This is a genomic window from Pseudooceanicola sp. NS-SX9 (assembly GCF_057380705.1).
The window spans coordinates 100512-122217 of the sequence record NZ_JBXXRN010000006.1 but is presented as its reverse complement, the minus strand read 5'-3'; the positions used below and the strand labels follow the sequence as shown (position 1 = coordinate 122217).

Annotated in this window: 18 protein-coding genes; 9 read left to right on the top strand and 9 right to left on the bottom strand. The window is 67.3% G+C overall.

The window, feature by feature from the left end; translation table 11 throughout:
- Nucleotides 1–70 precede the first annotated feature (70 nt).
- Nucleotides 71–2416, top strand: a complete 2346-nt coding sequence (locus tag AC2ITM_RS22575) for a trimethylamine N-oxide demethylase (RefSeq protein ID WP_486470460.1) — start codon at nt 71–73, stop codon at nt 2414–2416.
- A gap of 21 nt (nt 2417–2437) precedes the next feature.
- Here AC2ITM_RS22575 and AC2ITM_RS22570 read toward each other — a convergent pair whose 3' ends face one another.
- Together AC2ITM_RS22570 and AC2ITM_RS22565 are read right to left on the bottom strand one after the other, a co-directional pair.
- The gene (locus AC2ITM_RS22570; RefSeq protein WP_486470459.1) at nt 2438–3658 is read right to left on the bottom strand and encodes an MFS transporter; all 1221 of its coding nucleotides are present in this window, start codon (nt 3656–3658) and stop codon (nt 2438–2440) included.
- Nucleotides 3659–3851: 193 nt separating this feature from the next.
- Nucleotides 3852–4577, bottom strand: coding sequence for a GntR family transcriptional regulator (locus AC2ITM_RS22565; RefSeq protein WP_486470458.1), 726 nt, complete (start codon nt 4575–4577; stop codon nt 3852–3854).
- Nucleotides 4578–4706: 129 nt separating this feature from the next.
- On the opposite strand from AC2ITM_RS22565, the gene dctP reads away from it, so the two are divergent.
- The 7 genes from dctP (at nt 4707) to AC2ITM_RS22530 (ending at nt 11885) form a co-directional block, all read left to right on the top strand.
- Entirely contained in the window at nt 4707–5732 is a 1026-nt protein-coding gene (dctP, locus tag AC2ITM_RS22560) for a TRAP transporter substrate-binding protein DctP (protein WP_486470457.1), read from the top strand.
- A 54-nt stretch (nt 5733–5786) separates the two neighbouring features.
- Nucleotides 5787–6308: a TRAP transporter small permease subunit gene (locus tag AC2ITM_RS22555; protein ID WP_486470456.1), complete on the top strand. Its 522-nt coding sequence runs from the start codon at nt 5787–5789 to the stop codon at nt 6306–6308.
- Nucleotides 6298–7614: a TRAP transporter large permease gene (locus AC2ITM_RS22550; protein ID WP_486470642.1), complete on the top strand. Its 1317-nt coding sequence runs from the start codon at nt 6298–6300 to the stop codon at nt 7612–7614. Before AC2ITM_RS22555 ends, AC2ITM_RS22550 begins: the two co-directional genes overlap by 11 nt.
- A gap of 13 nt (nt 7615–7627) precedes the next feature.
- The gene (locus AC2ITM_RS22545) at nt 7628–7798 is read left to right on the top strand and encodes a hypothetical protein (protein ID WP_486470641.1); all 171 of its coding nucleotides are present in this window, start codon (nt 7628–7630) and stop codon (nt 7796–7798) included.
- A gap of 6 nt (nt 7799–7804) precedes the next feature.
- The gene (araD, locus tag AC2ITM_RS22540) at nt 7805–9538 is read left to right on the top strand and encodes an L-arabinonate dehydratase (protein WP_486470640.1); all 1734 of its coding nucleotides are present in this window, start codon (nt 7805–7807) and stop codon (nt 9536–9538) included.
- Nucleotides 9539–9549: 11 nt separating this feature from the next.
- Complete coding sequence (locus AC2ITM_RS22535; RefSeq protein ID WP_486470639.1) at nt 9550–10275, top strand: ribonuclease activity regulator RraA; 726 nt, start codon at nt 9550–9552, stop codon at nt 10273–10275.
- A gap of 80 nt (nt 10276–10355) precedes the next feature.
- Nucleotides 10356–11885: an aldehyde dehydrogenase (NADP(+)) gene (locus tag AC2ITM_RS22530; RefSeq protein WP_486470617.1), complete on the top strand. Its 1530-nt coding sequence runs from the start codon at nt 10356–10358 to the stop codon at nt 11883–11885.
- Nucleotides 11886–12081: 196 nt separating this feature from the next.
- Here the strand turns inward: AC2ITM_RS22530 and AC2ITM_RS22525 are convergent, their stop codons facing one another.
- The 7 genes from AC2ITM_RS22525 to AC2ITM_RS22495 all read right to left on the bottom strand — a co-directional run bounded on the left by AC2ITM_RS22525 (nt 12082) and on the right by AC2ITM_RS22495 (nt 20338).
- Nucleotides 12082–13521 carry a c-type cytochrome gene (locus AC2ITM_RS22525; RefSeq protein ID WP_486470638.1) on the bottom strand — a complete coding sequence of 480 codons (1440 nt, stop codon included), beginning with the start codon at nt 13519–13521 and terminating at the stop codon, nt 12082–12084.
- A 1-nt stretch (nt 13522) separates the two neighbouring features.
- Entirely contained in the window at nt 13523–15112 is a 1590-nt protein-coding gene (locus AC2ITM_RS22520; protein WP_486470637.1) for a GMC family oxidoreductase, read from the bottom strand.
- A gap of 38 nt (nt 15113–15150) precedes the next feature.
- Nucleotides 15151–15654: a sugar dehydrogenase complex small subunit gene (locus tag AC2ITM_RS22515; protein WP_486470636.1), complete on the bottom strand. Its 504-nt coding sequence runs from the start codon at nt 15652–15654 to the stop codon at nt 15151–15153.
- Nucleotides 15655–15887: 233 nt separating this feature from the next.
- Complete coding sequence (locus tag AC2ITM_RS22510; RefSeq protein ID WP_486470635.1) at nt 15888–16886, bottom strand: LacI family DNA-binding transcriptional regulator; 999 nt, start codon at nt 16884–16886, stop codon at nt 15888–15890.
- A gap of 125 nt (nt 16887–17011) precedes the next feature.
- Complete coding sequence (locus AC2ITM_RS22505; protein WP_486470634.1) at nt 17012–17974, bottom strand: NAD(P)-dependent oxidoreductase; 963 nt, start codon at nt 17972–17974, stop codon at nt 17012–17014.
- A 228-nt stretch (nt 17975–18202) separates the two neighbouring features.
- A complete protein-coding gene (locus AC2ITM_RS22500) occupies nt 18203–18928 on the bottom strand; it encodes a ribonuclease activity regulator RraA (protein WP_486470633.1) in 726 nt (241 codons plus the stop codon).
- A 39-nt stretch (nt 18929–18967) separates the two neighbouring features.
- On the bottom strand, nt 18968–20338 hold the full coding sequence (locus AC2ITM_RS22495; protein WP_486470632.1) for an MFS transporter: 1371 nt from the start codon (nt 20336–20338) through the stop codon (nt 18968–18970).
- 215 nt (nt 20339–20553) lie between these two features.
- Between AC2ITM_RS22495 and AC2ITM_RS22490 the strand changes: the two genes are divergently transcribed.
- The gene (locus AC2ITM_RS22490; RefSeq protein ID WP_486470631.1) at nt 20554–21705 is read left to right on the top strand and encodes a citrate synthase family protein; all 1152 of its coding nucleotides are present in this window, start codon (nt 20554–20556) and stop codon (nt 21703–21705) included.
- Nucleotide 21706: the final 1 nt, after the last annotated feature.

Genomic DNA, 21706 nt, shown 5'->3' with positions numbered 1-21706 from the left:
GACTGGCAGGGGGTCGCCTTGGCCCCGCCCGGCCCCGATCCCCTGCCCCTTTTCCCGACAGGAGGCCCCGATGACGGACCCGTTCGCCCCGCTTTTCCGCCCCGGGCCACCCCGCGCCCTGCCCCCGCGCCGCCCCGGCGCCCCCCCGCCCGCAACCGAGCGTTACCGCATCCCCGGCGGCGGGGCCTGGGGCGTAGAGATCCGCACCGGCGACCGCCTGACGATCACCAGCCCCGAAGGCGCCCAGCGGGCCGAGCTGCTGGCCGCCACCCCCGAAGGCCGCACCGATGCGCCGCTGCTGGGGGTTTCGCCCGACAGCCCTGCCGCCGGGCTGAGGGCGCTGCTGCCGGGCCTGCCCGCCATCGCCACGGCGCTGGCGCGGCGCGCCATCACGCCGGACCGGGTGATCGGCCTCTTCGGTCCCGACAGCCCCCCGGGCGATGCCGCCAGCTTCACCGTCCAGGGCAGCGGCTGGCTGCTGCTGGCCGTGCCCGGGGCCCCGATGGCGCCCGACAGCGCCGCGACGCTCAGCCCGATCGACCTGCAGATCACCCGCGCCCGGCCCCGGGGCGGCAAGCGCTTTGACCTGCCCGACCCGCTGGCCGATCCGCTGGAGGACCTGCGCGTCGCCTCGGCCACGGCGCGGGCCTACCGGGTGGCGAAGGGCGAATACCTGCAGGTCATCGACGTCGATGGCCGGCAATGCACCGATTTCCAGTGCTTCGATGCGCGCAAGGTGGATCGCGGCATCTTCCATCCGCTCGATGTCACCACCACCCGGACGCTGCTGGGGCACAGCTATGCGATGCCGGGACTGCACGGGAAATACTACGACCAGGACATGACGCCCCTGATCGAGGTCATCCAGGACACCTGCGGCCGCCACGATGCCTTCGCCATGGCCTGCGCGGCCAAATACTATGACGATATCGGCTATCCCGGCCATGCCAACTGCTCGGATAATTTCAACGGCGCGCTGGCGGATTTCGGCATTCCCGGGCGGCCCGGCTGGATGGCCGCGAACTTTTTCTTCAACACCGCCATCGACGCCCATGGCGTCGTCGTCGCGGATGAACCCTGGTCGCGCCCGGGCGATTACGTGCTGCTGCGCGCGCTGACGGATCTGGTCTGCGTGTCCTCGGCCTGCCCGGATGACACCTCTGCCGCCAATGGCTGGGACCTGACCGACATCCACCTGCGCCGCTATCCCGAAACATCCCGCCTGACCCGCGCCACCGCCTGGCGTTCCCTGCCCGAGGATCCCCCCCAGATGACCCGCCACAGCGCCTTTCACGACCGTTTCGCCACGCTGACCCGGGATTTTGTCGAATATCGCGGCTTCTGGCTGCCGAACGGCTTCCCGACCTGCGATCCGGTCGAAAGCTACCACGCCTGCCGGAGCGGCGTCGTGATGATGGACCTCTCGGCGCTGCGCAAGTTCGAGGTCACCGGCCCCGATGCCGAGGCGCTGCTGAACTGGGTGCTGACGCGCAATGTCTCGGCCCTGGGCGAGGGGCAGGTGGTCTATTCGGCGATGTGCCACCCTCATGGCGGCATGATGGATGACGGCACGCTGTTCCGCCTGGGCCCGCAGAACTTCCGCTGGATCGGCGGCACGGACGAGGGCGGCACCTGGATGCGTGAAGAGGCCGCAAGGCTGGGGCTGAACGTGCTGGTGCGCAGCTCGACCGACCAGCTGCACAATCTGGCGATCCAGGGTCCGAAATCGCGCGCGCTGATGGCGCAGATCCTGTGGACCCCGCCGCATCGGGCCGCGCTGATGGAACTGGACTGGTTCCGCTTTACCGTCGGCCGGATCGGCGGGCCTTCGGGGGCGCCCGTGGTGGTCTCGCGGACGGGCTATACCGGGGAGCTGGGCTATGAGATCTTCTGCCATCCGAAGGACGCCGGCACGGTCTTCGACGCGGTGCAGGCTGCGGGCACGCCGCTGGGGCTGAAGCCGATGGGGCTGGCGGGGCTGGATCTGGTGCGCATCGAGGCCGGGCTGGTCTTTGCCGGATACGATTTCGACGACCAGACCGACCCGTTCGAGGCCGGGATCGGCTTTACCGTGGCGCTGAAGACCAAGACCGCCGATTTCGTCGGCCGCGAGGCCCTGCTGCGCCGCAAGGCCCATCCGGCACGCCGTTTCGTCGGCCTGGAGATCGACAGCCCCGAGGTTCCCGCCCATGGCGATCCGCTGCGGGTGGGGCGGGCGCAGGTGGGGCAGGTGTGCTCGGCCATGCGGGTGCCGCGGACCGGCCAGGTGATCGCGCTGGCCCGCATCGACCTGGCCCATGCCGAGGCCGGAACCCTGCTGGAGGTCGGGCAGCTGGACGGCCGGATGAAGGCCCTGCCGGCCCGGATCGCCCCCGTCGCGCATTACGATCCCGGCAAGGAACGCCCCCGCAGCTAAGTGCCATCCCGGGGGCGGGGATCACCCCTGGGAGGAGGGCAGGCTTTGGCCCAGGCGCGGCGCCACCGGCCACAGCAGCAGCATCAGCACCGCCAGCAGGGCGAAATGCGCCTCGGCCAGGGTGGTGTAGTCATAATGCTGCGCCAGCAGGCCGATCACCAGCACCGCCCCCGCCGCCAGGGCATAGGTGATCGCCGCATAAAGCGACGCCAGCCGCCCCTGCCGCGCCGGACTGGTGCCATGGGTGATCAGCACCAGCGACAACCGGTAGCTCATGCCGCCCATGTAGCCCAGCATCGCGGCGCCGGGCACCACCAGCAGCCCCACCCCGGTGCGCGCCGCCACGATCACCAGCGCCAGCCCCGCCGCCCCCGCCAGCATCCCGTGCGAGCGCGGCCAGCGCGGCGCCAGCCAGGGGCTGCCGATCTGGCCGGCAAAGCTGAACACCAGCATCACCGGCACCACCAGCGCCTGGGCCAGCGGCTGGCCCGCATGGGCAAAAAGCGTCGGCGACAGTACGATGGACGACGACAGCGCCACCCAGGCGACGCAGCCGGTCACCAGCCGCAGCAGGTTGCGCCGCAGCACCGCCTGCACCCCGCCGGCCTCGCCCGAGGGGCGCACGTCGCGGGCGTTCTGGCTGCGCCGCGCCCACAGCACCAACCCCAGCGGCACCAGCAGCCCCAGGCAGACCAGCGCATGCAGGCGGAAGGTCAGGTGCACCGCCGCCTCGCCGAAGGACCAAAGCATCAGCTGCGACCCGATGGTGCCGACAATGGCACCCGCCAGGTTTCCGGTGGCCGACAGGCCCCGCCCCCGGTCCCCCAGCACCGCCGTCACCAGCGCCGCCGAAGCCCCGGTGCCGCACCCCCCCGAGATCCCCGCCAGCACCCGGCCCGCCAGGATCCCCGGTGTCGTGGCCGTCGACAGCAGCAGATCCCCCGCCATCGCCAGCACCAGTGCTGCGCAAAGCATCTGTGCCGCCCGCCCCGCCGGACCCGGACGCGCCGCCCAGACCAGCGTCGCGATCAGCGCCGCCACATAGACCGAGAAGGTCAGCGTCAGTTCAAGCGCCGAAAAGCCGAGGGCGCTGTTGTAGACCGGCAGCAGCGGCGTGGTTGCATTGGTCCCTGCCAGCAGCAGGCTGAAGGCCATGGCGGCAAGCCCACCCTGGGCCACGGCCAGGCTGCGGGCCCCGATGCGCGACACCAGGCCGCCTGCGGAACTGTCCAGAAGCGCCATCTCAGCACGCCTGTCCGGCAGAAGGGCGCGGGGCGGGATGCAGCAGCGGCGGGCGGGTCATAGGATGTCCTTCCAGTGAATCGTCATGCCGCAATAGGACGAAGCCCGCCCCCCTGCCACGCACGCCCGGGTTCATGGCGCGCCGAAATCCGCCGCGCGCCGCAAACCGGCCAGCAAACAGGCATCCGGCGTTTCAGAAGAACTGCGGGTGGCGGGCCCGGATGTCCTCGACCCGGGCCAGGGTGCCCGTCAGGTGCTCGCGCACGGCGGCCTCGGCGCCCGGCACGTCCCCCGCCCGGATCGCCGCCAGGATCTGCCGATGGCACAGGATGATCGAGGCCGGCTTGCCGGGGTCGGGCAGGTTGAGGTTGCGCAGCCGGTCGATATGGCCCGAACGCGCGGTGATCAGATCCCACAGCGGCTCGACCCCGACCAGGCCGCACAGGGTACGGTGGAATGCCCGGTCCAGCACGGAGAATTCCGCCATGTCGCCCGCCTCCATCGCGCGCTGCTGGCGATCCAGGGTCATCTCGATCTCGGGCAGGACGGCGGGATCATGGGCCTGGGCCAGGCGGCGCGTCACCTCCAGCTCGACCGAAAGGCGCAGGAACTGGGTTTCGCGGGCATGGCCGATGTCGATGCGCGACACCTCGGTCTTGGACTGCGGAAAGATCAGCAGCAGCCCCTCTTCGGCCAGGCGCTGCATGGCCTCGCGCACCGGGGTCTGGCTGACGCCGTAGGTCTCGGAGACCTCGGTGCGCGACAGCGACTGCCCGGGCAGCAGCTGCAGCGACACGATCCGGTCGCGCAGGGCCGCGTGAATCTGCTGACTGGCCGAGATGCGCTTGATCACGCCGGGCCCGACCGAGGCACGGACATCTCCGGCCGACAGGGCCGCCGAGGAGCTGGAACCGCTCATTTTCTTTGTTTTCCCGTCCTCTGAACGTTTCTTACCGGGGGAATTTACAACGGGCTTGCGGGGAATGCACTAATATATTAATGCATAAGTTAAGCGGTGCCGACCCAGACCGCTTCAAGGGAGGACATCATGAAATTCACGCTGACGGCGCTTCTGGCCGCCACTGTTGCCATGCCTGCGGGCATCGCATCGGCCCAGACGCTCAACATCCAGACCTCGTTCAACGCGGGCGATTTCTCGACCCAGTTCCTGACCGACAAATGGCTGCCGAAAATCGAGGAGATGACGGACGGACGGATCAAGATCGTGCTGACGCCGAACGGTTCGGTCGTGCCGGCGCGCGAAACCCCCGAGGCGGTGGCCGCGGGCGTTCTGGACGGCGATTTCACCTCGGTGAACTATTTCGCCGGGCTGGAGCCCGCCTATGCGATCATGGGCGATCTGATCTCGGGCTATGACACGCCCGAGCAGATGCTGGGCTTCTGCAAGGACGGCGGCGGCGAGGCGATGATGCAGAAGGCTGCGGATTCAGTCACCGGCGGCGAGGTCCACGTGGTGGCCTGCGGTCCCTATTCCAAGGAATCCCTGCCCGCCCGCGTGCCGATCAACACCTTCGCGGATCTGGCCGGCAAGAAGATCCGTTCGCCCGAGGGTCTGGCCGCAGCCGTCTTCAAGGCCGCCGGCGCCTCGCCCGTGTCGATCCCCTTCTCAGAGGTCTACGGCGCGCTGGAAAAGGGCATCGTCGACGCGGCCGATGCCTCGGCCTATGTGAACAACTCGATCTCGGGGCTGCATGACGTGGCGCCCTACCCGCTGTTCCCCGGCATCCATTCGATGCCGTCGATGCAGTTCACCATCAACGCGGACACCTGGAAGAAGATCTCTCCCGCAGATCAGAAGGCGCTGCATGACTGGTGGTACGACGCCATGTTCGCCATGGCCAAGGAAACCGCGCGGCTGGATCAGGAGCTGGCGACCCGCGACGAGGCCGGCGGCAAGATCCACGTGATCAACTGGGCCCAGGCCGATCGCGACAAGATGCGCGACGTCGCCCGCCAGCAGTGGGAAGACTATGCGAAGAAATCGCCGCTGGCGCAGGAAGCGCTGGATGCGAACCTGAAATACATGACCGAGATCGGCCTGTTCAAGGACTGATCCCGCCGGCCGCGCCCCACCGGCGCGGCCTTCCCCACATTCCCGGAGGGTGCCATGAAGATCCTTCTGGCCCGCTACGCCCGATGGATGGACCGCATCAGCGTCTTCATCGGCCAGGGCTGCTCTATCCTGTTTTTCGCCTGCATCCTGATCTCGGCCGCCGAGGTGGTGATGCGCTACGGTTTCGACCGCCCCTCTGACTGGTCCACCGAGATGTCGATGACGCTCTGTGCCGCAACCTGGGTGCTGGCCGTCGGCTACGTGACGGAACGCAACCGCCACATCTCGATCACCATGCTGGAACTGGTCGTCGGGCCGAAGCTCTGGCACTGGTTCCGCCTGTTCCAGATGCTGATCAGCTTCGGCGCCGTCTTCACCCTGACGCTGGCACTGTGGAAACCCGCGATGAAGGTGCTGGCGCGGACGGAATATTCCGGCTCGGCCTTCAACTCCATCCAGCCCACCATCTTCAAGACCATCATCATCCTGGGCTGCGGCCTCTACATGGCGCAGCTGCTGGCCAACATCATCCGCTGGTGCCAGAAAACCGAAGGAGACATCAGCGTTGGGCATTGAAATCATTACCCTTCTGATCGTCGTCTCGTTGCTGGCGCTGATGGCGCTTGGCGTGCCGCTGGGGATCACGACGCTGACGGTCTCGCTGGGGACGGCGCTGCTTTACTTTGGCGAACGGGCGGGCTTTTTCATCGTCGCCGCCAATGTCGGCGAGGTGCTGCACAAGTACGAACTGATCGCCGTGCCGTTCTTCGTCTTCATGGCCAATGTGCTAGAGCGATCAGGCATCGCCAAGACACTGTTTGACTCCATGGCGATCATGGGCGGGCGTTTCCGCGGTTCGGTCGGCGTACAGACCTGCATCGTCGCCGTGGTTCTGGCCGCCATGTCCGGCATCATGGGCGGCGAGATCGTCATGCTGGGCCTGATCGCCCTGCCGCAGATGCTGCGCCTGGGATACGACAAGAAGCTCTCGATCGGCATCATCTGCGCCGCCGGCGCCCTGGCCACGCTGATCCCGCCCTCGGTGGTGCTGATCATCTACGGCCTGGCGGCACAGGTCTCGATCACCAAGCTTTTCGCGGCCTCGGCCGTGCCCGGCATGCTGCTGGCCGCGTTTTACATCGGCTACATCCTGCTGCGGGTGCGCCTGAACCCCGCCATGGCGCCGGTCTACGACATTCCCGAAACCGGCCTGCCCTTCTTCCAGCGCCTGAAGTACCTCAAGGGCGTCATCCTGCCTGCGATCCTGATCGGCGCCGTGCTGGGCGTGATCTATTCGGGCATCGCCACCGTCACCGAAGCCGCCGCCATCGGCGCCGTCGGCGCGGTGATCATCGCCGCCGTCCGCGGCGAGCTGAGCTGGCGGATGATGCGCGACAGCATGCGCCAGACGGTGCTGACCGTCGGCTCGATCATCTGGCTGGTGCTGGGCGCGGTCTCGCTGATCGGCATCTACAACCGGATCGGCGGCGGGGAATTCCTGCGCGGCGTTCTGACCGGCCTCGACGTCGCCCCCATCGTCGTCATCATCGTCATGATGCTGATCGTCATGGTGCTGGGCACCTTCCTGGAATGGATCGCCATCCTCTTCATCACCGTGCCGATCTTCGCCCCCGTGGTGGTGGCGCTTGGCTACGACCCGGTCTGGTTCGGCGTGCTCTTCGCAATGAACATCCAGATCTACTACCTCTCGCCGCCCTTCGGACCCGCCTGTTTCTTCCTGAAATCCGTGGCCCCCAAGGAGATCGAGCTGCAGGACATCTTCCTGGCCGTGATGCCCTTCATCGGGCTTCAGGCGGTGGGCCTGCTGCTGGTGCTGTTCATCCCCGACCTGGCGCTCTGGCTGCCCTCGATGCTGGACTGAGGAGACCGATCCGATGACCGAAGACGACAAATACAAGCTGACCCGCCAGGACGAGGACATCTCGGCACCCGAATACGAGGCCGAGGAAAAGGCGGAATACTACGATTTCGGCAACTGGCCCGAGGTGTTCGGGCTGGTGCTGGCCGCCCTGCTGTTCTGGCTCAGTTTCGCATTCACGGGATAAGACGACATGACACGCAAGAAACCTGAAGACCTTCGTTCCGGGCGCTGGTTTGCGCCGGATGATCTGCGCAGCTTCGGACATCGTTCGCGCATGATGCAGCTGGGCTATGCAGAGGAAGAGTTCCGCGACAAGCCCGTGATCGGCATCCTGAGCACCTGGTCCGAACTCAACACCTGCCATTCGCACTTCCCCGAGCGGGTCAAGGACGTCAAGCGCGGCGTGCTGCAGGCCGGTGGCTTTCCCGTTGAAATGCCTGTTCTTTCCGTCGATGAAAGCAACACCAAGCCGACCTCGATGCTCTATCGCAACCTCCTGGCCATGGAGACCGAAGAGGTCATCCGTTCGCATCCGCTCGATGGCGTGGTGCTGATGGGGGGCTGCGACAAGACCACGCCGGGCCTGGTGCTGGGCGCCATCAGCGCCGGGGTGCCGATGATCTTCCTGCCCGCCGGGCCGATGCTGCGCGGCAATTACGCGGGCCGGATCCTGGGCAGCGGCTCGGATGCGTGGAAATACTGGGACGAACGCCGCGCCGGCAATATCTCGGATACGGAATGGCAGGGCGTGCAGGGCGGCATCGCGCGCTCGGCGGGGACCTGCATGACCATGGGCACGGCCTCGACCATGACCGCGATTGCGGATGCGATGGGGCTGACGCTGCCCGGCGCATCCTCCATCCCGGCGGCGGATGCCAATCACCAGCGCATGGGGTCCGACTGCGGGCGCCGCATCGTCGAGATGGTCTGGGAAGACCTGGTGCCCGCGAAGATCATAACAGACGCCTCCGTACGGAACGCCGCCATCGTCGCCATGGCGACCGGCTGTTCGACCAACGCCGTGGTGCACCTGATCGCCATGGCGCGCCGCGCCGGGATCGATCTGACGCTGGACGATCTGGACGCGCTTGGCCGGGTGACGCCGCTGATCGCCAACGTCCGCCCCGCCGGCAAGGACTACCTGATGGAGGACTTTTTCTACGCCGGCGGCCTGCGCGCGCTGATGAAGCAGATCGAGGACCGGCTGGACACCACGGTGATCACCATCACCGGCAAGACCCTGGCCGAGACCCTGGAGGGCGCGCAGGTCTACAATGACGACGTGATCCGCCCGCTGTCGAACCCGGTCTATCACGAGGGCTCTCTGGCGGTGCTGCGCGGCAATCTCTGCCCCGACGGGGCGGTGATCAAGCCCGCCGCCTGCGATCCGAAATACTACAGGCACGAGGGCCCGGCGCTGGTCTTCGACAGCTACCCCGAGATGAAGAAGGCGGTCGATGACGAGGATCTTGCGATCACGCCCGACACGGTGATGGTGCTGAGGAATGCCGGTCCCCAGGGTGGCCCGGGCTTTCCCGAATGGGGCATGCTGCCGATCCCCAAGGCCTTGATCAAGCAGGGCTATCGCGACATGCTGCGGATCTCTGACGCGCGGATGTCGGGCACGTCCTATGGCGCCTGCGTGCTGCATGTCGCCCCGGAATCCTACATCGGCGGGCCTTTGGCGCTCTTGAAAACCGGCGACATCGTGCGGCTGGATCTGGAGGCGCGCAGCCTCGACATGCTGGTCGACGCGGCCGAGCTGGAGGCCCGCCGCGCGGCCTGGACCGCCCCCACCCCCCGCTACGAGCGCGGCTATGGCCACCTGTTCTCGAAACACGTCACGCAGGCCGACAAGGGCTGCGACTTCGATTTCCTCGAAACCTCATACGGCGCAACCGCCGGTGAACCCGATATCTTCTGAAGGACCCCGCGATGACCGACTACGTACTTTCCGACGACACCCGTGCTAGGCTGAAGCGGATCTCGACCGCCTCGATCGCCACCCAGCTCTACAAGCGCGGCCTGCGCAATCAGTTCATCCAAGGGGTTGTCCCGGTCAGCCCCAAGGCAGAGCGCATGGTGGGCCAGGCCTTCACCCTGCGCTACATCCCCGCCCGTGAAGACCGCAACCCCCTGGAGGTCTTCCGCGACCCCGCCCACAAGCAGCGCGTCGCGGTGGAAACCTGCCCGCCCGGCCATGTGCTGGTGATGGACGGTCGCAAGGACGCGTCCGCCGCGACCGCGGGCTCGATCCTGGTGACCCGGCTCGCGGTGCGCGGCTGTGCCGGCGTCGTCTCGGATGGCGGCTTCCGCGATGCCGAAGGCATCGGCGCCCTCGACATGCCCTGCTTCTACGCTGGCCCCTCGGCGCCCACCAACCTCACCAAGCACGAGGCCTCGGACATCAACATCCCCATCGCCTGCGGCGACGTGGCGGTCTTTCCCGGCGACGTTCTGGTCGGCGACCGCGACGGCGTGATGGTGATCCCCGCGCATCTCGCAGACGAGATCGCCGAGGTCTGCTCCGGCATGGAAGCCTTCGAGGATTTCGTCCTCGAAGAGGTCCTCTCCGGCACGCCGATCATCGGCCTCTATCCCTGCACGCTGGAAGAAAACCAGCAAAAGTTCACCGAATGGCGCGCCCGCACGGGCCGCTGACCCTTCCCCATTTTCTTGTTTCCAATACCTCGGGGGTCCGGGGGCAGCGCCCCCGGGGTCTCCACCGGAAAGGACATTCCATGGATGGCACCACACCCGCCTTCACCCCCCACGGCCGGCACCTGATCGCCGGCCAATGGGTCGCGACCCAGGCCCGCTTCCCCTCCGAACCCGCCCACGGTCCGGTGCACAGCTTCTCCGTCGGCACCCCCGATCTGGTCAACGCCGCCTGCGAAGCCGCCGAACAGGCCTTCTGGTCCTACGGTTACGCCACCCGCGCCACCCGCGCCGCCTTCCTCACCGCCATCGCCGATGAGATCGAGGCCCGCGCCGAGGCGATCACCCAGATCGGCTCGCAGGAAACCGGCCTGCCCGAGGCCCGCCTGCAGGGCGAGCGCGGCCGCACCACCGGCCAGCTGCGCCTCTTTGCCGATCACATCCTCAAGGGCGCCTACCTCGACCTGCGCCACGACCCCGCGCTGCCCGAGCGCCAGCCCCTGCCGCGCCCCGACCTGAAGCTGATCCAGCGCCCCATCGGCCCGGTCGCGGTCTTCGGCGCCTCGAACTTTCCGCTCGCCTTCTCGACTGCGGGGGGCGACACCGCCGCAGCATTTGCCGCCGGCTGCCCGGTCGTCGTCAAGGGCCATTCCGCCCATCCCGGCACCGCAGAGATCGTCGCCGAGGCGATCCATGCCGCCATCAAGACCTGCGGCCTGCACCCGGGCGTCTTCAGCCTGATCCAGGGCGGCAAGCGCGATGTCGGCACCACCCTCGTGCAGCATCCGCGGATCAAGGCCGTGGGCTTTACCGGCTCGCTCGGCGGGGGCCGCGCGCTGTTTGATCTCTGCGCCGCCCGGCCCGAACCGATCCCGTTCTTCGGCGAACTGGGCTCGGTCAACCCGATGTTCGTGCTGGCGGGCGCGCTCGCTGCGCGGGCCGAGGCGATGGGCAAGGGCTGGGCCGGATCGCTGACCATGGGCGCGGGGCAGTTCTGCACCAACCCCGGCATCGCCGTGGTGCCGACCGGCGCCGAGGGGGACAGTTTCGTCGCCGCCGCCACCGCCGCCCTGCGCCAGGTCGCCCCGCAGGTCATGCTGACCGAAGGCATCGCCGCCGCCTACCGCGCCGGCAAAGAGCGTTTCGAGAGCCGCAACACCGTGCGCACCCTGCTGGCCACCCCGCAGCAAGGCCGCAGCGCCGCGCCGAACCTCTACGAGACCGATGCCGAGGCCTATCTGCAGGACCATGCCCTGGGCGAGGAGGTCTTTGGGCCGCTGGGCCTGGTGATCCGGGTGCCGGACCAGGAGGCGATGGCGGTTCTGGCGCAGGGCTTCGAGGGCCAGCTGACCGCCACGCTGCACATGGAGGAGAGCGATCTGGCCGAGGCCCGCGCGCTGCTGCCGATCCTTGAGCGCAAGGCCGGCCGGGTGCTGGTCAACGGCTTCCCGACCGGCGTCGAGGTGGCCGATGCGATGGTCCATGGCGGGCCCTATCCGGCCTCGACCAACTTCGGGGCGACCTCGGTCGGCACCCTGGCGATCCGCCGCTTCCTGCGCCCGGTCTGTTTCCAGGACCTGCCAGAGGCCCTGCTGGGCGAAGATATGGTCTGAGACCCGTGGCCTGAAAGCAGGCCCGGGAAAGGGGCGCTGCCCCTCTGCGCGTGCCGCGCATTCACCCCGGCATATTTCCTGAAAGATGATAAGGCGGGGAACCGACATCGAGAAGGCCCCCCGGAGACAATCCGGGGGGCCCTTGTCTTGCGATCAGCCGTGTAGCGGGCCGGTGGCGCCCGCCAGGGATATCCCTTCAGGCCTTGCGGCGCCGAAGCCGGGCGACAATAAGCACCAGCAGGACCAGCACCACGAGGCCCGCGACGATGAAGCCGATGGTGGCCAGGATGGCCGCGTTACGGATCAGGAAGCCCGGCGCCGCACCCTGGCGGATACGGGCCACATCCGTGCCCTTCAGACCGGCATCCCCCTGGCCGAAGCTGGCCGTCACGTAATTCGCCACGGCGGCAATCTGGTCGTTGTCGAGGCCGGTGTGGATCCGCTGGCTGTCCGACGCGAAGGCCGGCATCACCGCCACCCGGTCGGCCCCGTCACGGTGGATGCCATCGACCATCGCCATCACCAGATTGGTGGGATTGCTGCCACCCACCGCGCTGTTGCGGGTCAGCGAAGGGAAATAGCCATCGCGCGATCCCTGACCACTGATGCCGTGGCAAGCGGCGCAGTTGGTGTTGTAGAGCATCGCCCCATCGGTCGATGAGGCATCGACATGTGCCGGGCTGTCATTCGCCGAAGCGCTGCTTTCAAAGCTGGTCCAGTCCACTTTCCGCGCCTGTGCCACCGCGTAGCCGGGCGCGCTCTGGCTGTCGTCGCGGACCGGCGGCACCGTCTTGAGATAGGCGGCAATGGCGTGCAGATCGTCATCGGTCAGGAAGCGGAAGCTTTTCTCGACGGCTTCTGCCATTGGACCGCCGGCCTGTGCCTTGCCCTCGGCATGGCCATCCTTGAGGTAGGAGGCGATCTCGTCACTGCTCCAGCCGCCCAGGCCGCTGACCGGATCCGAGGTGATGTTCGGCGCGTGCCAGCCGTCAACATCGGCGCCCGCCAGGTACTTGCTGGCGCTTTCGGCCATCATCTGGTTGCGCGGCGTATGGCAGGTCGAGCAATGCGCCAGGCCCTCGGCCAGGTATTTGCCCCGGTTCTGCACATCCGTCAGCGCCGGATCGGGGGTGAAGGGCTTGCCATGGGCAAAGACCAGATCCCAGCCCATCATCACGCCCGGCAGGTTGAACGGAAAGTCCAGTATGGTCTTCTCGGACGGCGCCTTGTCCACCGGCTTCACGCCTTGGGTGAAATAGGCATAAAGCGCCTTCATGTCGTCATCGGTGATGTTCGAATAGGACGTGTAGGGCATCGCCGGCAACAGGTGATGGCCGCCGGGGGCCACCCCCTTGCGGACCGCGCGGGCAAAGTCCTGCTCGGACCAGTTGCCGATCCCGAAGCCCTTCGAGGGCGTGATGTTGGACGAGATGATCGTCCCCATCGGCATGTGGAACGGATAGCCGCCCGCCATTTCGGCGCCGCCTTCCGCAGTGTGGCAGGCCGCGCAGTCGCCCGCCTTCGCCAGGTAGGCGCCCCGCGCCACCAGATCACCGTCCTGGGCCAGCGCGGCCGAGGCGGCCGAAACCAGCGCCAGACCCAGGGCCGCGCTGAAGCGTTTCGTCATCAGGCCCATCTTACACCTCCTTGGCGATGATGTCGGCGGTGCGGATGCCCAGGGCAACGGCCGTCAGCGTCGGGTTGATCACCCCCGCCGCAGGGATCACGCCCACCGAGGCGATGAACAGGTTGTCATGATCGAAGGTCCGCCCCTCGTGGTTCACCACGGAATCCCGGGCATCACTGCCCATGATCATCGTGCCCATGAGGTGGTCATGGTTCTCGTAACCGCTGATGCTGAGGATCTCTCCGCCCATGCGGTCGTTGATGTCTTGGTACATCTCCTTCGCCCTGGCGGCGCCGGCCTTGACGTAATCATCGACGTCGAAGTGGATCTTGATCCCCGGCAGGCCGATGCTGTCCTTCCAGTCCGGGTTCGGCACCAGCCGGTTCGCCGGATCGGGCAGCATCTCGAAGAAGGAATAAAGGTACATCCAGCGCGAGGCCGTGTCCTTGATCCGCGCATCCAGCGCCGAACCCATCAGGCCCTTCTCGATCGCCTCGCGGGCCATGTCGATGGTGGCATTCGGGTTTGCCAGCGCGGTCTTGTTGGCCGAGAATTCAGACCGGTGGGCGCCGTCGCGCCAGTCCATGATCGTGGCCTGCTGCACCGGGCCGCGGCCCGACCACATGGTGTCGCGGGCCAGGAAGCTCATGGAAATACCGATGTGGTCCATCAGGTTGCGGCCGACCATGTCGGAGGAGTTCGCGACATCGTTCATCAGCAGCAGCTTGGCGGTCTCGAAGCTGTGCGCCGCGATGACATAGGCCTTTGCCTTGAGCGTGTGCTCTTCCTTCTGGGGCGTCAGGTAGGAGATCGACTCGATCTTTTTACCCGCACCCTTGGTGATCTTGTGCACCACGGCCTCGGTGATCAGCTTGACGCCGGCGCGCTGGCATTTGTCGGCATGGATCGAGCCATTGTAGAGCGTGCCGATCGGGCAGATCTGGTCGCAGTTGTTGTTGCCCTGGCAGGCGGGGCGGCCGTCATAGGGACGGTGGGTCCGCACGGTGGGCTCGTGCACGATCTTGTAGCCCGCAGGCTCCAGCACATCCTTCATCGCCTTGGAACTGTAGACCCAGGGCTCGGCATCGACCGGGTAGGGCTTGGAACGGGGCGGATAGGGCTGGCCGGGGTTCTTGCCCGACTGGTCCTCGGTGTCCGAGCCGGCAATGCCCAGTTCGTATTCCGCGCGGGTGTAGTAGGGCTCCAGCGTGTCATAGTCGATGGGCCAGTCGCGGCCCTTGCCGTAAAGGGTCTTCAGCTTGAAATCATTGGGGATGTAGCGCCAGGTGGCGCCGCCCCAGTGCCAGGTGGTGCCGCCCACCAGCTTCAGCATCCCCGGCATCATGTCAAAGGACCCGGAGTTCTGCAGATACCCCTCCTGGTAGGAGGTCGGCGCCCAGGGGTTGTTCGGATACGGGTCGTTGTGGTCGTAGTGGCGACCGGAGTTGCGGAAGTTCTGCACCAGCTTCCAGCGCGGCACGTTGGGACCTGCTTCCAGCAGGATGACGGATTTGCCCTGCTGGGCCAGCGCGTAGGCCGTGTTCGATCCCACCGCCCCTGAGCCCACGACGATGACGTCGGCGTCGTATTGTTGAGCCATTGTTCTATCCTTGAAAATCTTGTCCGGAGGGAGCCGGGTCAGCCCTGTTGCGGCAGCTGGGCCCAATAGCCGCTGCCCCAGGTGGAATAGCTGGGGATCGGCGCATAGGCCGAGGTCACGCCATAGGCCAGCGCCTCGGAGAACGACACGAAGACCACGCCATCATGGGCGACATGGGCCTTCGGCTCGCCGACGTAACCCAGGTAGAGCGCCTTCAGCAGGGCCTGCGCGGTCTGCTGCATGGCCGGGGTGAACCCCGCAGCAGCGGCAAGCGCATCGGTGTCGGTGATGCCATTGGCGGCGATGAAATCGCTCAGCTCGGCTGCGGCCTGGGCAAAACCGGTGTCACTGACATTGAGAGCGCTCCCGGCACGGGCAACAAGCGCGGCATCGACCGTCTTGCCCGACAGGAAGTTGGCCAGGGATGCCAGCTGGTCCTCTGCCGTAGCGGCAAAGGCCTGCGGCACAGCGGCAAAAGCCAGACCCGCCCCGGCAAGGATAGTCGTCGCCGCGAGGAACCTGCGCCTGTTGATCATATTCATTGATTTTTCATTTTTTCTTGCGCGCTCTTCCCGCGCACCGCTTCTCGGTATCATCTCGAGTGGCTCCTGGTCGTGGCTCGGCCGGCCTGGCCCCCGGGAGAGAGTCGGGGCGTGCCGGGCCTGTGTCGCAGCGTTGGCGTACTGCGCTCTATTGCCGCGTCATACGCGCACCCACAATAGGGTGAACGAAAATTTATGGGAGCGATCCCAATTTTTTTTGCGTAATGCCCGGATCAGTCACAGCACCCGGACGAGGATCCGCGGACGATCAGCTCGACCGGGATCACGCGGACCAGTTCGGAATCCCTGTCGGACAGGATATCCAGCACCAGATCCGCCGCGTGTCGGCCAAACAGCCGGGCCGACTGGCGCACCGTGGTCAACGAAATGGTCTCGCTCCCGGAATCCACGGAATCGTCGAAACCTACCACCGAGACATCCTCGGGCACCCGGAACCCCAGGCCCCGCAGCCGGTTCATCGCGCCGAAGGCGATCCGGTCGCTGGCTGCAAAGATCGCCGTCGGACGTTCGCGGCGGGCCATCAGCGCATCCGTGCCCGCATGGCCGCCATCCAGGTCGAACCAGGCCTGATGCAGGATCGGTGTCAGGCCATGGGCCTGCATGGCATGTGCATAGCCCTCGGCGCGTGGCCGGGCACCGGCCCCCGTGCCGCCCGAGATATGCGCGATCCGCCGGTGTCCCAGAGCATGCAGGTGATCAACCACCAGCCCTGCGCCGCGCTGGTCATCGGCAAAGATACAGCGGATGCCGCGGGCACTGACGTCCTCGCCGATATAGACGCAGGGCAGGCGCTGGCTGATCTCGGTCAGAAGCTGCGGATCGCGGGGCGAACCGATCAGCATCGCCGCGGCAACGCGCTGTCTCAGCAGCAGCTCGATCTGGTCGAGACGTACATCGGTGCCCGACTTGCCGAGGCCGAAAATCGGATCCAGCCCCTCGGACTGCAGCGCATCCGAGATCTCGGACGCCATCATCATGTGATAGGGGTTCATCGGCTCGCCGATGACGATGCCGACGCTGGTGGCCCGCCCGCTGGCCAGTTGCCGGGCCGCGACATTGACCTGGTAACCCAGCCGCTGCGCCGCCTCCAGCACACGCGCCCGGACGTCCTCGCGCACGCCGGGATCACCGCGCAGTGCCCGCGATGCCTGCGAGCGTGACACGCCCGAGGCCGCCGCGACATCCATCAAGGTCGAAAAAGCCCGGCGCATCCCACTGTCCTCTCCGCTGCCCGCGCAGCAGGCCCGGAAGGACGGCGGCCGCACCCGCCCGGTATTTCCCCGATTTACCCATATTGCAAGGACATGCCGGGGGGGGGGGACGGCCGCCGGGACGGTCAGGCGCGGCGCATCCCGGGGGCAGCGGCCTGGCCGCGCGGCCCGGGCAGGCCGAAATGCCGGGCCAGAGTGTCGACCACATGATCAGCCATCGCCTGCCGGGTCTCTTCGGTGCCCGAGCCCAGATGCGGTGTCAGAACCACCCGCGGATTGGCGATCAGCGCGGCGGGCACTTCGGGTTCATGTTCGAACACATCAAGCGCCGCCCCCGCCAGCCCCTCCGCCGCGAGGCACGCAAGCAGCGCCGCCTCGTCGACCACGGGACCGCGGGCGACATTGATCAGGAAGCCGCGGGGCCCGAGCGCCCGCAGCACCCGCGCATCGACAAGATGGCGGGTCTCGGCGCTCAGGGGGCAGGTCAGAATCAGCATGTCGCAGGCCTCGGCCAGCGCCACCGGATCGGCATGGTAGGGCAAATCCACCGGCTTCCTGCGCGGCCCGTGGTACTGCACCGCCGCCCCCAGGGCATCCAGCCGACGCGCCAGCGCCATGCCGATGGTGCCCAGCCCGACGATCCCCACCGTCATGCCCGAGATCGACCGCCCCAGCCGGTACTGCGGCTGTCCGGGCCAGCGCCCGGCCCGCACGAAGCCATCGGCCTGCACCAGATCCCGCGTCACCGCCAACGCCAGCCCAAGGGCCGCATTGGCGACATCCCCAGCCAGGATATGCGACGTGGTCTCGAGGGCGATGCCGCGGGCGCGTACCGCCGGCACATCGACATTGTCGAGCCCGGCGCTGTAGCTGGAAATGATCTCGAGCGCGGGAAGCGCCGCCAGGAAAGCCCTGTCGATGACCGTCTTGCGCAGCGCCACGCCGCGCACCCGCGCGCCCTCGGCGGCCAGCAGCGCCCCGGCGGCCTGAGGGTCGGTGGGCAGCTCGATCAGGTCAAAGGTCGCCTTCAGTTCGGCAACGGTGGTATCGGGCAGCTTTGCCGCCTTCAGGATGATCGGTTTTTCCATATTGCTGTCTCCTGCATCGGGTGCCGCGCCGGAAGGCCCGGGGGCTGGGATCTGTCAAGTCGGCCCCCGGGCGCAGGGCGGGGGCGGCGAATGTCTGTTGCGGACCATTGGCGGGTGGTCCGGGATGGGCGGGTGTGGTGCCATCCATGGAATGTCCTTTCCGGTGGAGACCCCGGGGGCGCTGCCCCCGGACCCCCGAGGTATTGGAAACAAGAAAATGGGGAAGGGTCAGCGGCCCGTGCGGGCGCGCCATTCGGTGAGCTTTTGCTGGTTTTCTTCCAGCGTGCAGGGATAGAGGCCGATGATCGGCGTGCCGGAGAGGACCTCTTCGAGGACGAAATCCTCGAAGGCTTCCATGCCGGAGCAGACCTCGGCGATCTCGTCTGCGAGATGCGCGGGGATCACCATCACGCCGTCGCGGTCGCCGACCAGAACGTCGCCGGGAAAGACCGCCACGTCGCCGCAGGCGATGGGGATGTTGATGTCCGAGGCCTCGTGCTTGGTGAGGTTGGTGGGCGCCGAGGGGCCAGCGTAGAAGCAGGGCATGTCGAGGGCGCCGATGCCTTCGGCATCGCGGAAGCCGCCATCCGAGACGACGCCGGCACAGCCGCGCACCGCGAGCCGGGTCACCAGGATCGAGCCCGCGGTCGCGGCGGACGCGTCCTTGCGACCGTCCATCACCAGCACATGGCCGGGCGGGCAGGTTTCCACCGCGACGCGCTGCTTGTGGGCGGGGTCGCGGAAGACCTCCAGGGGGTTGCGGTCTTCACGGGCGGGGATGTAGCGCAGGGTGAAGGCCTGGCCCACCATGCGCTCTGCCTTGGGGCTGACCGGGACAACCCCTTGGATGAACTGGTTGCGCAACCCGCGCTTGTAGAGCTGGGTGGCGATCGAGGCGGTCGAGATCCGCTTCAGCCTAGCACGGGTGTCGTCGGAAAGAACGTAGTCGGTCATCGCGGGGTCCTTCAGAAGATGTCGGGAGCGGGCATGCGGTCAGTGGGTGCGGTCGGAGGGCATTTCGACCCGTTCGATCCGGCCCATCACGAAGGCGAAGAGCAGCGCCGCGACCAGGCAATGCGCCGCCACGAAATACAGTCCAACGGTGTAGCCGCCGGTGGCCTGGACGATGTAGCCAAAGACGATCGGGGTCACGATGCCGCCGATGTTGCCGATGCAGTTGAAGACCGCCCCCGCCAGGCCGACGGCCTGTTTCGGTGCGGTGTCGCTGATCACCGCCCAGGTGCCCGCGCCCGCCGCAATGCCCTTGCCGAAGAAGGCCAGGCCCATCAGCGCGACGACCAGAAGGTTGTTCTCCGCGACGGCCGCCAGCACGATGGCGCAGCCGATCAGCATGCCGACCACATAGGGCGTCTTGCGCCCGGCCGAGACCGACCAGCCACGCCGGATCAGCGCATCCGACACCGTGCCGCCGGTGATGCCGCCCAGGAAGCCGCAGATCGCCGGAACCACCGTCGAGATCCCGGCATCGAGGATGTTCATGCCGCGCGCCTGCACCAGGTAGATCGGGAACCAGGTGATGAAGAAATAACTGAGCGCGATGGTGCAATACTGGCCGATATAGGCGCACCACAGCATTCGGCTGGACAGCAGTAGCCGGAAGGTGGCGGCCGACAGCCGGGGCCGGGCCTTCAGCGCCGCGTCACTGTCAATGTCGACCATGGCGCCGCCTTCGATCATGTGGCGCAGCTCGGCCGAATTGACCGACGGATGCGCCCGCGGCATGCGCATCGTGGCAAACCACACCACCGCCAGCAACACGCCGAGCAGTCCCAGGGCAAAGAACGGCGCCGGCCAGTTGAAGACCGACACCAGCCAGCCTGCCAGCGGCGAAAAGATCGCCACCGCGAAATAGGACGCCGAGGCGAAAAGCGAGGTCGCAAGCCCCCGTTCGCCCTTCGGGAACCACATGACCGCAATGCGGCCATTGGCGGGAAAGCTTGGGGCCTCGATGAGGCCGAGCGCGAAGCGCAGCGCGAACAGCAGCCCGAGCGCGACCGACAGGTTCGTCGTGACCTCGCCGATCAGGCCCACCAGGAAGGTGGCGACCGACCACAGGATCAGGGCCGTGCCGTAGATCGCCTTGGTGCCGAAGCGATCCAGCAGGATGCCCCCCGGCACCTGGCCCACGACATAGGCCCAGCTGAAGGCCGACAGAATGTAGCCCAGCTGAACCGGTGACAGGCCGAATTCGGCCTTGATGCCGGGCCCCGCGATCGACAGGATCGCGCGGTCGGCATAGGCGACGGTGGCCAGCGCCAGGATCAGCGCCAGCATTGTGTAACGTGTGCGTGTCGGCCGTTCAGCCGCAGACACCAGCCCCTCGCTGGGTGACGATACGCTCATGGAAATCCTCCCGTTTCTGCAACACGGCCCTCCGACCGCGGTTTCCTTCGGCTGAACGGCACCGGGCCTGCCCTGCGCCGCATGCCTGATGGGCGGGCCGGTCCGGATGTGCCGATCATGTCTCGAATGCGCGCACCTCGTCTCCTCAGGAGGTGGCCTGTGGGGAAACTGATATATGAGTGACAGAGACGTCAACATTGATTAATATAATCAACATGGAAAAATGGCTCAGTCAGGAAGAGGCCAGTACGGCCCTGGGGGTACGGCGCCAGACGCTTTACGCCTATGTCAGCCGCGGCCTGATCGAGGTGCGCCCAGACCCCGAGCGCCCGAACCGCAACCGCTATCGCGGCGATGACATCGACGCGATGGTGCAGCGCCAGAAGATGGGCCGGGGCCGTCGGAAGATTGCTGAAAGCACGATGTCCTGGGGCGAGCCGATCATCACCACGCGGATCTCGACGATCCTGCACGGGCGGCTTTATTACCGGGGCCGCGATGCCGTGGCCCTGTCGCAGGATGCAAGCCTGGAAGAGGTCGCAAGCCTGTTGTGGGACACCGAGCAGCCACCGCTCTTCCCCAGCCTGCCGCCCGGTGCCCCGCTGCCCGGGCGGGCGCGCAGCTATGCCGCGCTGGCGATCGCCACGGCCGGGGCGATGCCTTCGCATTCCCTGGCGCCCGCGATCCTGATCCGCGAATCCGCCCGGCTGGTGGGGCTGCTGGCCAGCCACATGGCCGATCTGCCCGACACCGGCGCGCCGCTGCATCAACGTCTGGCCGAGGGCTGGGGCTGTGCCGACAAGGCCGCGCTGATCCGCCGCGCGCTGGTTCTGCTGGCCGACCAGGAGCTGACCAGCTCGGCCTTCGCGGCACGGGTGACGGTGTCGACCGGGGCCTCGCTGGCGGCGGCGGCCCTGGCGGGGATGGCGGCGCTGTCGGGGCCAATGCACGGCGATGCCACGCGACGGGTGCAGCTGGTGGTCGAGGACGCCCGGCGATCCTCGCCCGAGGCGGCGCTGCACCGCTGGATGGCGACCGGCAGCGCCCTGCCCGGCTTTGGTCACAAGCTATATCCCGAGGGCGATCCACGGGCCGCCGCGCTGCTGGCCACCTTCCCGCCCCCGACCGAGATCCGCGCCCTGATCGACCTGGTGCGCAGCCGCACCGGCCAGGAACCCACCATCGACGTGGCGCTGACGGCCCTGGCCAGCCATTGCCAACTGCCCGAGGATGCCGCCTATGCGCTGTTCGCGATCGGGCGCAGCGTCGGCTGGATGGCCCATGCGATCGAACAGATCACCACCGGCACGCTGATCCGCCCCCGCGCCCAGTACATCGGCCCCGAGGTCGCCCGCATCGGGGCCTGAG

What these genes read in the sequence shown, in the direction of transcription:
- AC2ITM_RS22555 (WP_486470456.1), top strand. Translation starts at nt 5,787, where the DNA reads ATGAAGATCCTTCTGGCCCGCTACGCCCGATGGATGGACCGCATCAGC.
- AC2ITM_RS22515 (WP_486470636.1), bottom strand. Translation starts at nt 15,654, where the DNA reads ATGAATATGATCAACAGGCGCAGGTTCCTCGCGGCGACGACTATCCTT.
- AC2ITM_RS22510 (WP_486470635.1), bottom strand. Translation starts at nt 16,886, where the DNA reads ATGCGCCGGGCTTTTTCGACCTTGATGGATGTCGCGGCGGCCTCGGGC.
- AC2ITM_RS22575 (WP_486470460.1), top strand. Translation starts at nt 71, where the DNA reads ATGACGGACCCGTTCGCCCCGCTTTTCCGCCCCGGGCCACCCCGCGCC.
- AC2ITM_RS22495 (WP_486470632.1), bottom strand. Translation starts at nt 20,338, where the DNA reads ATGAGCGTATCGTCACCCAGCGAGGGGCTGGTGTCTGCGGCTGAACGG.
- AC2ITM_RS22505 (WP_486470634.1), bottom strand. Translation starts at nt 17,974, where the DNA reads ATGGAAAAACCGATCATCCTGAAGGCGGCAAAGCTGCCCGATACCACC.
- dctP (WP_486470457.1), top strand. Translation starts at nt 4,707, where the DNA reads ATGAAATTCACGCTGACGGCGCTTCTGGCCGCCACTGTTGCCATGCCT.
- AC2ITM_RS22545 (WP_486470641.1), top strand. Translation starts at nt 7,628, where the DNA reads ATGACCGAAGACGACAAATACAAGCTGACCCGCCAGGACGAGGACATC.
- AC2ITM_RS22500 (WP_486470633.1), bottom strand. Translation starts at nt 18,928, where the DNA reads ATGACCGACTACGTTCTTTCCGACGACACCCGTGCTAGGCTGAAGCGG.
- AC2ITM_RS22490 (WP_486470631.1), top strand. Translation starts at nt 20,554, where the DNA reads ATGGAAAAATGGCTCAGTCAGGAAGAGGCCAGTACGGCCCTGGGGGTA.
- AC2ITM_RS22565 (WP_486470458.1), bottom strand. Translation starts at nt 4,577, where the DNA reads ATGAGCGGTTCCAGCTCCTCGGCGGCCCTGTCGGCCGGAGATGTCCGT.
- AC2ITM_RS22570 (WP_486470459.1), bottom strand. Translation starts at nt 3,658, where the DNA reads ATGGCGCTTCTGGACAGTTCCGCAGGCGGCCTGGTGTCGCGCATCGGG.
- AC2ITM_RS22530 (WP_486470617.1), top strand. Translation starts at nt 10,356, where the DNA reads ATGGATGGCACCACACCCGCCTTCACCCCCCACGGCCGGCACCTGATC.
- AC2ITM_RS22535 (WP_486470639.1), top strand. Translation starts at nt 9,550, where the DNA reads ATGACCGACTACGTACTTTCCGACGACACCCGTGCTAGGCTGAAGCGG.
- araD (WP_486470640.1), top strand. Translation starts at nt 7,805, where the DNA reads ATGACACGCAAGAAACCTGAAGACCTTCGTTCCGGGCGCTGGTTTGCG.
- AC2ITM_RS22520 (WP_486470637.1), bottom strand. Translation starts at nt 15,112, where the DNA reads ATGGCTCAACAATACGACGCCGACGTCATCGTCGTGGGCTCAGGGGCG.
- AC2ITM_RS22525 (WP_486470638.1), bottom strand. Translation starts at nt 13,521, where the DNA reads ATGGGCCTGATGACGAAACGCTTCAGCGCGGCCCTGGGTCTGGCGCTG.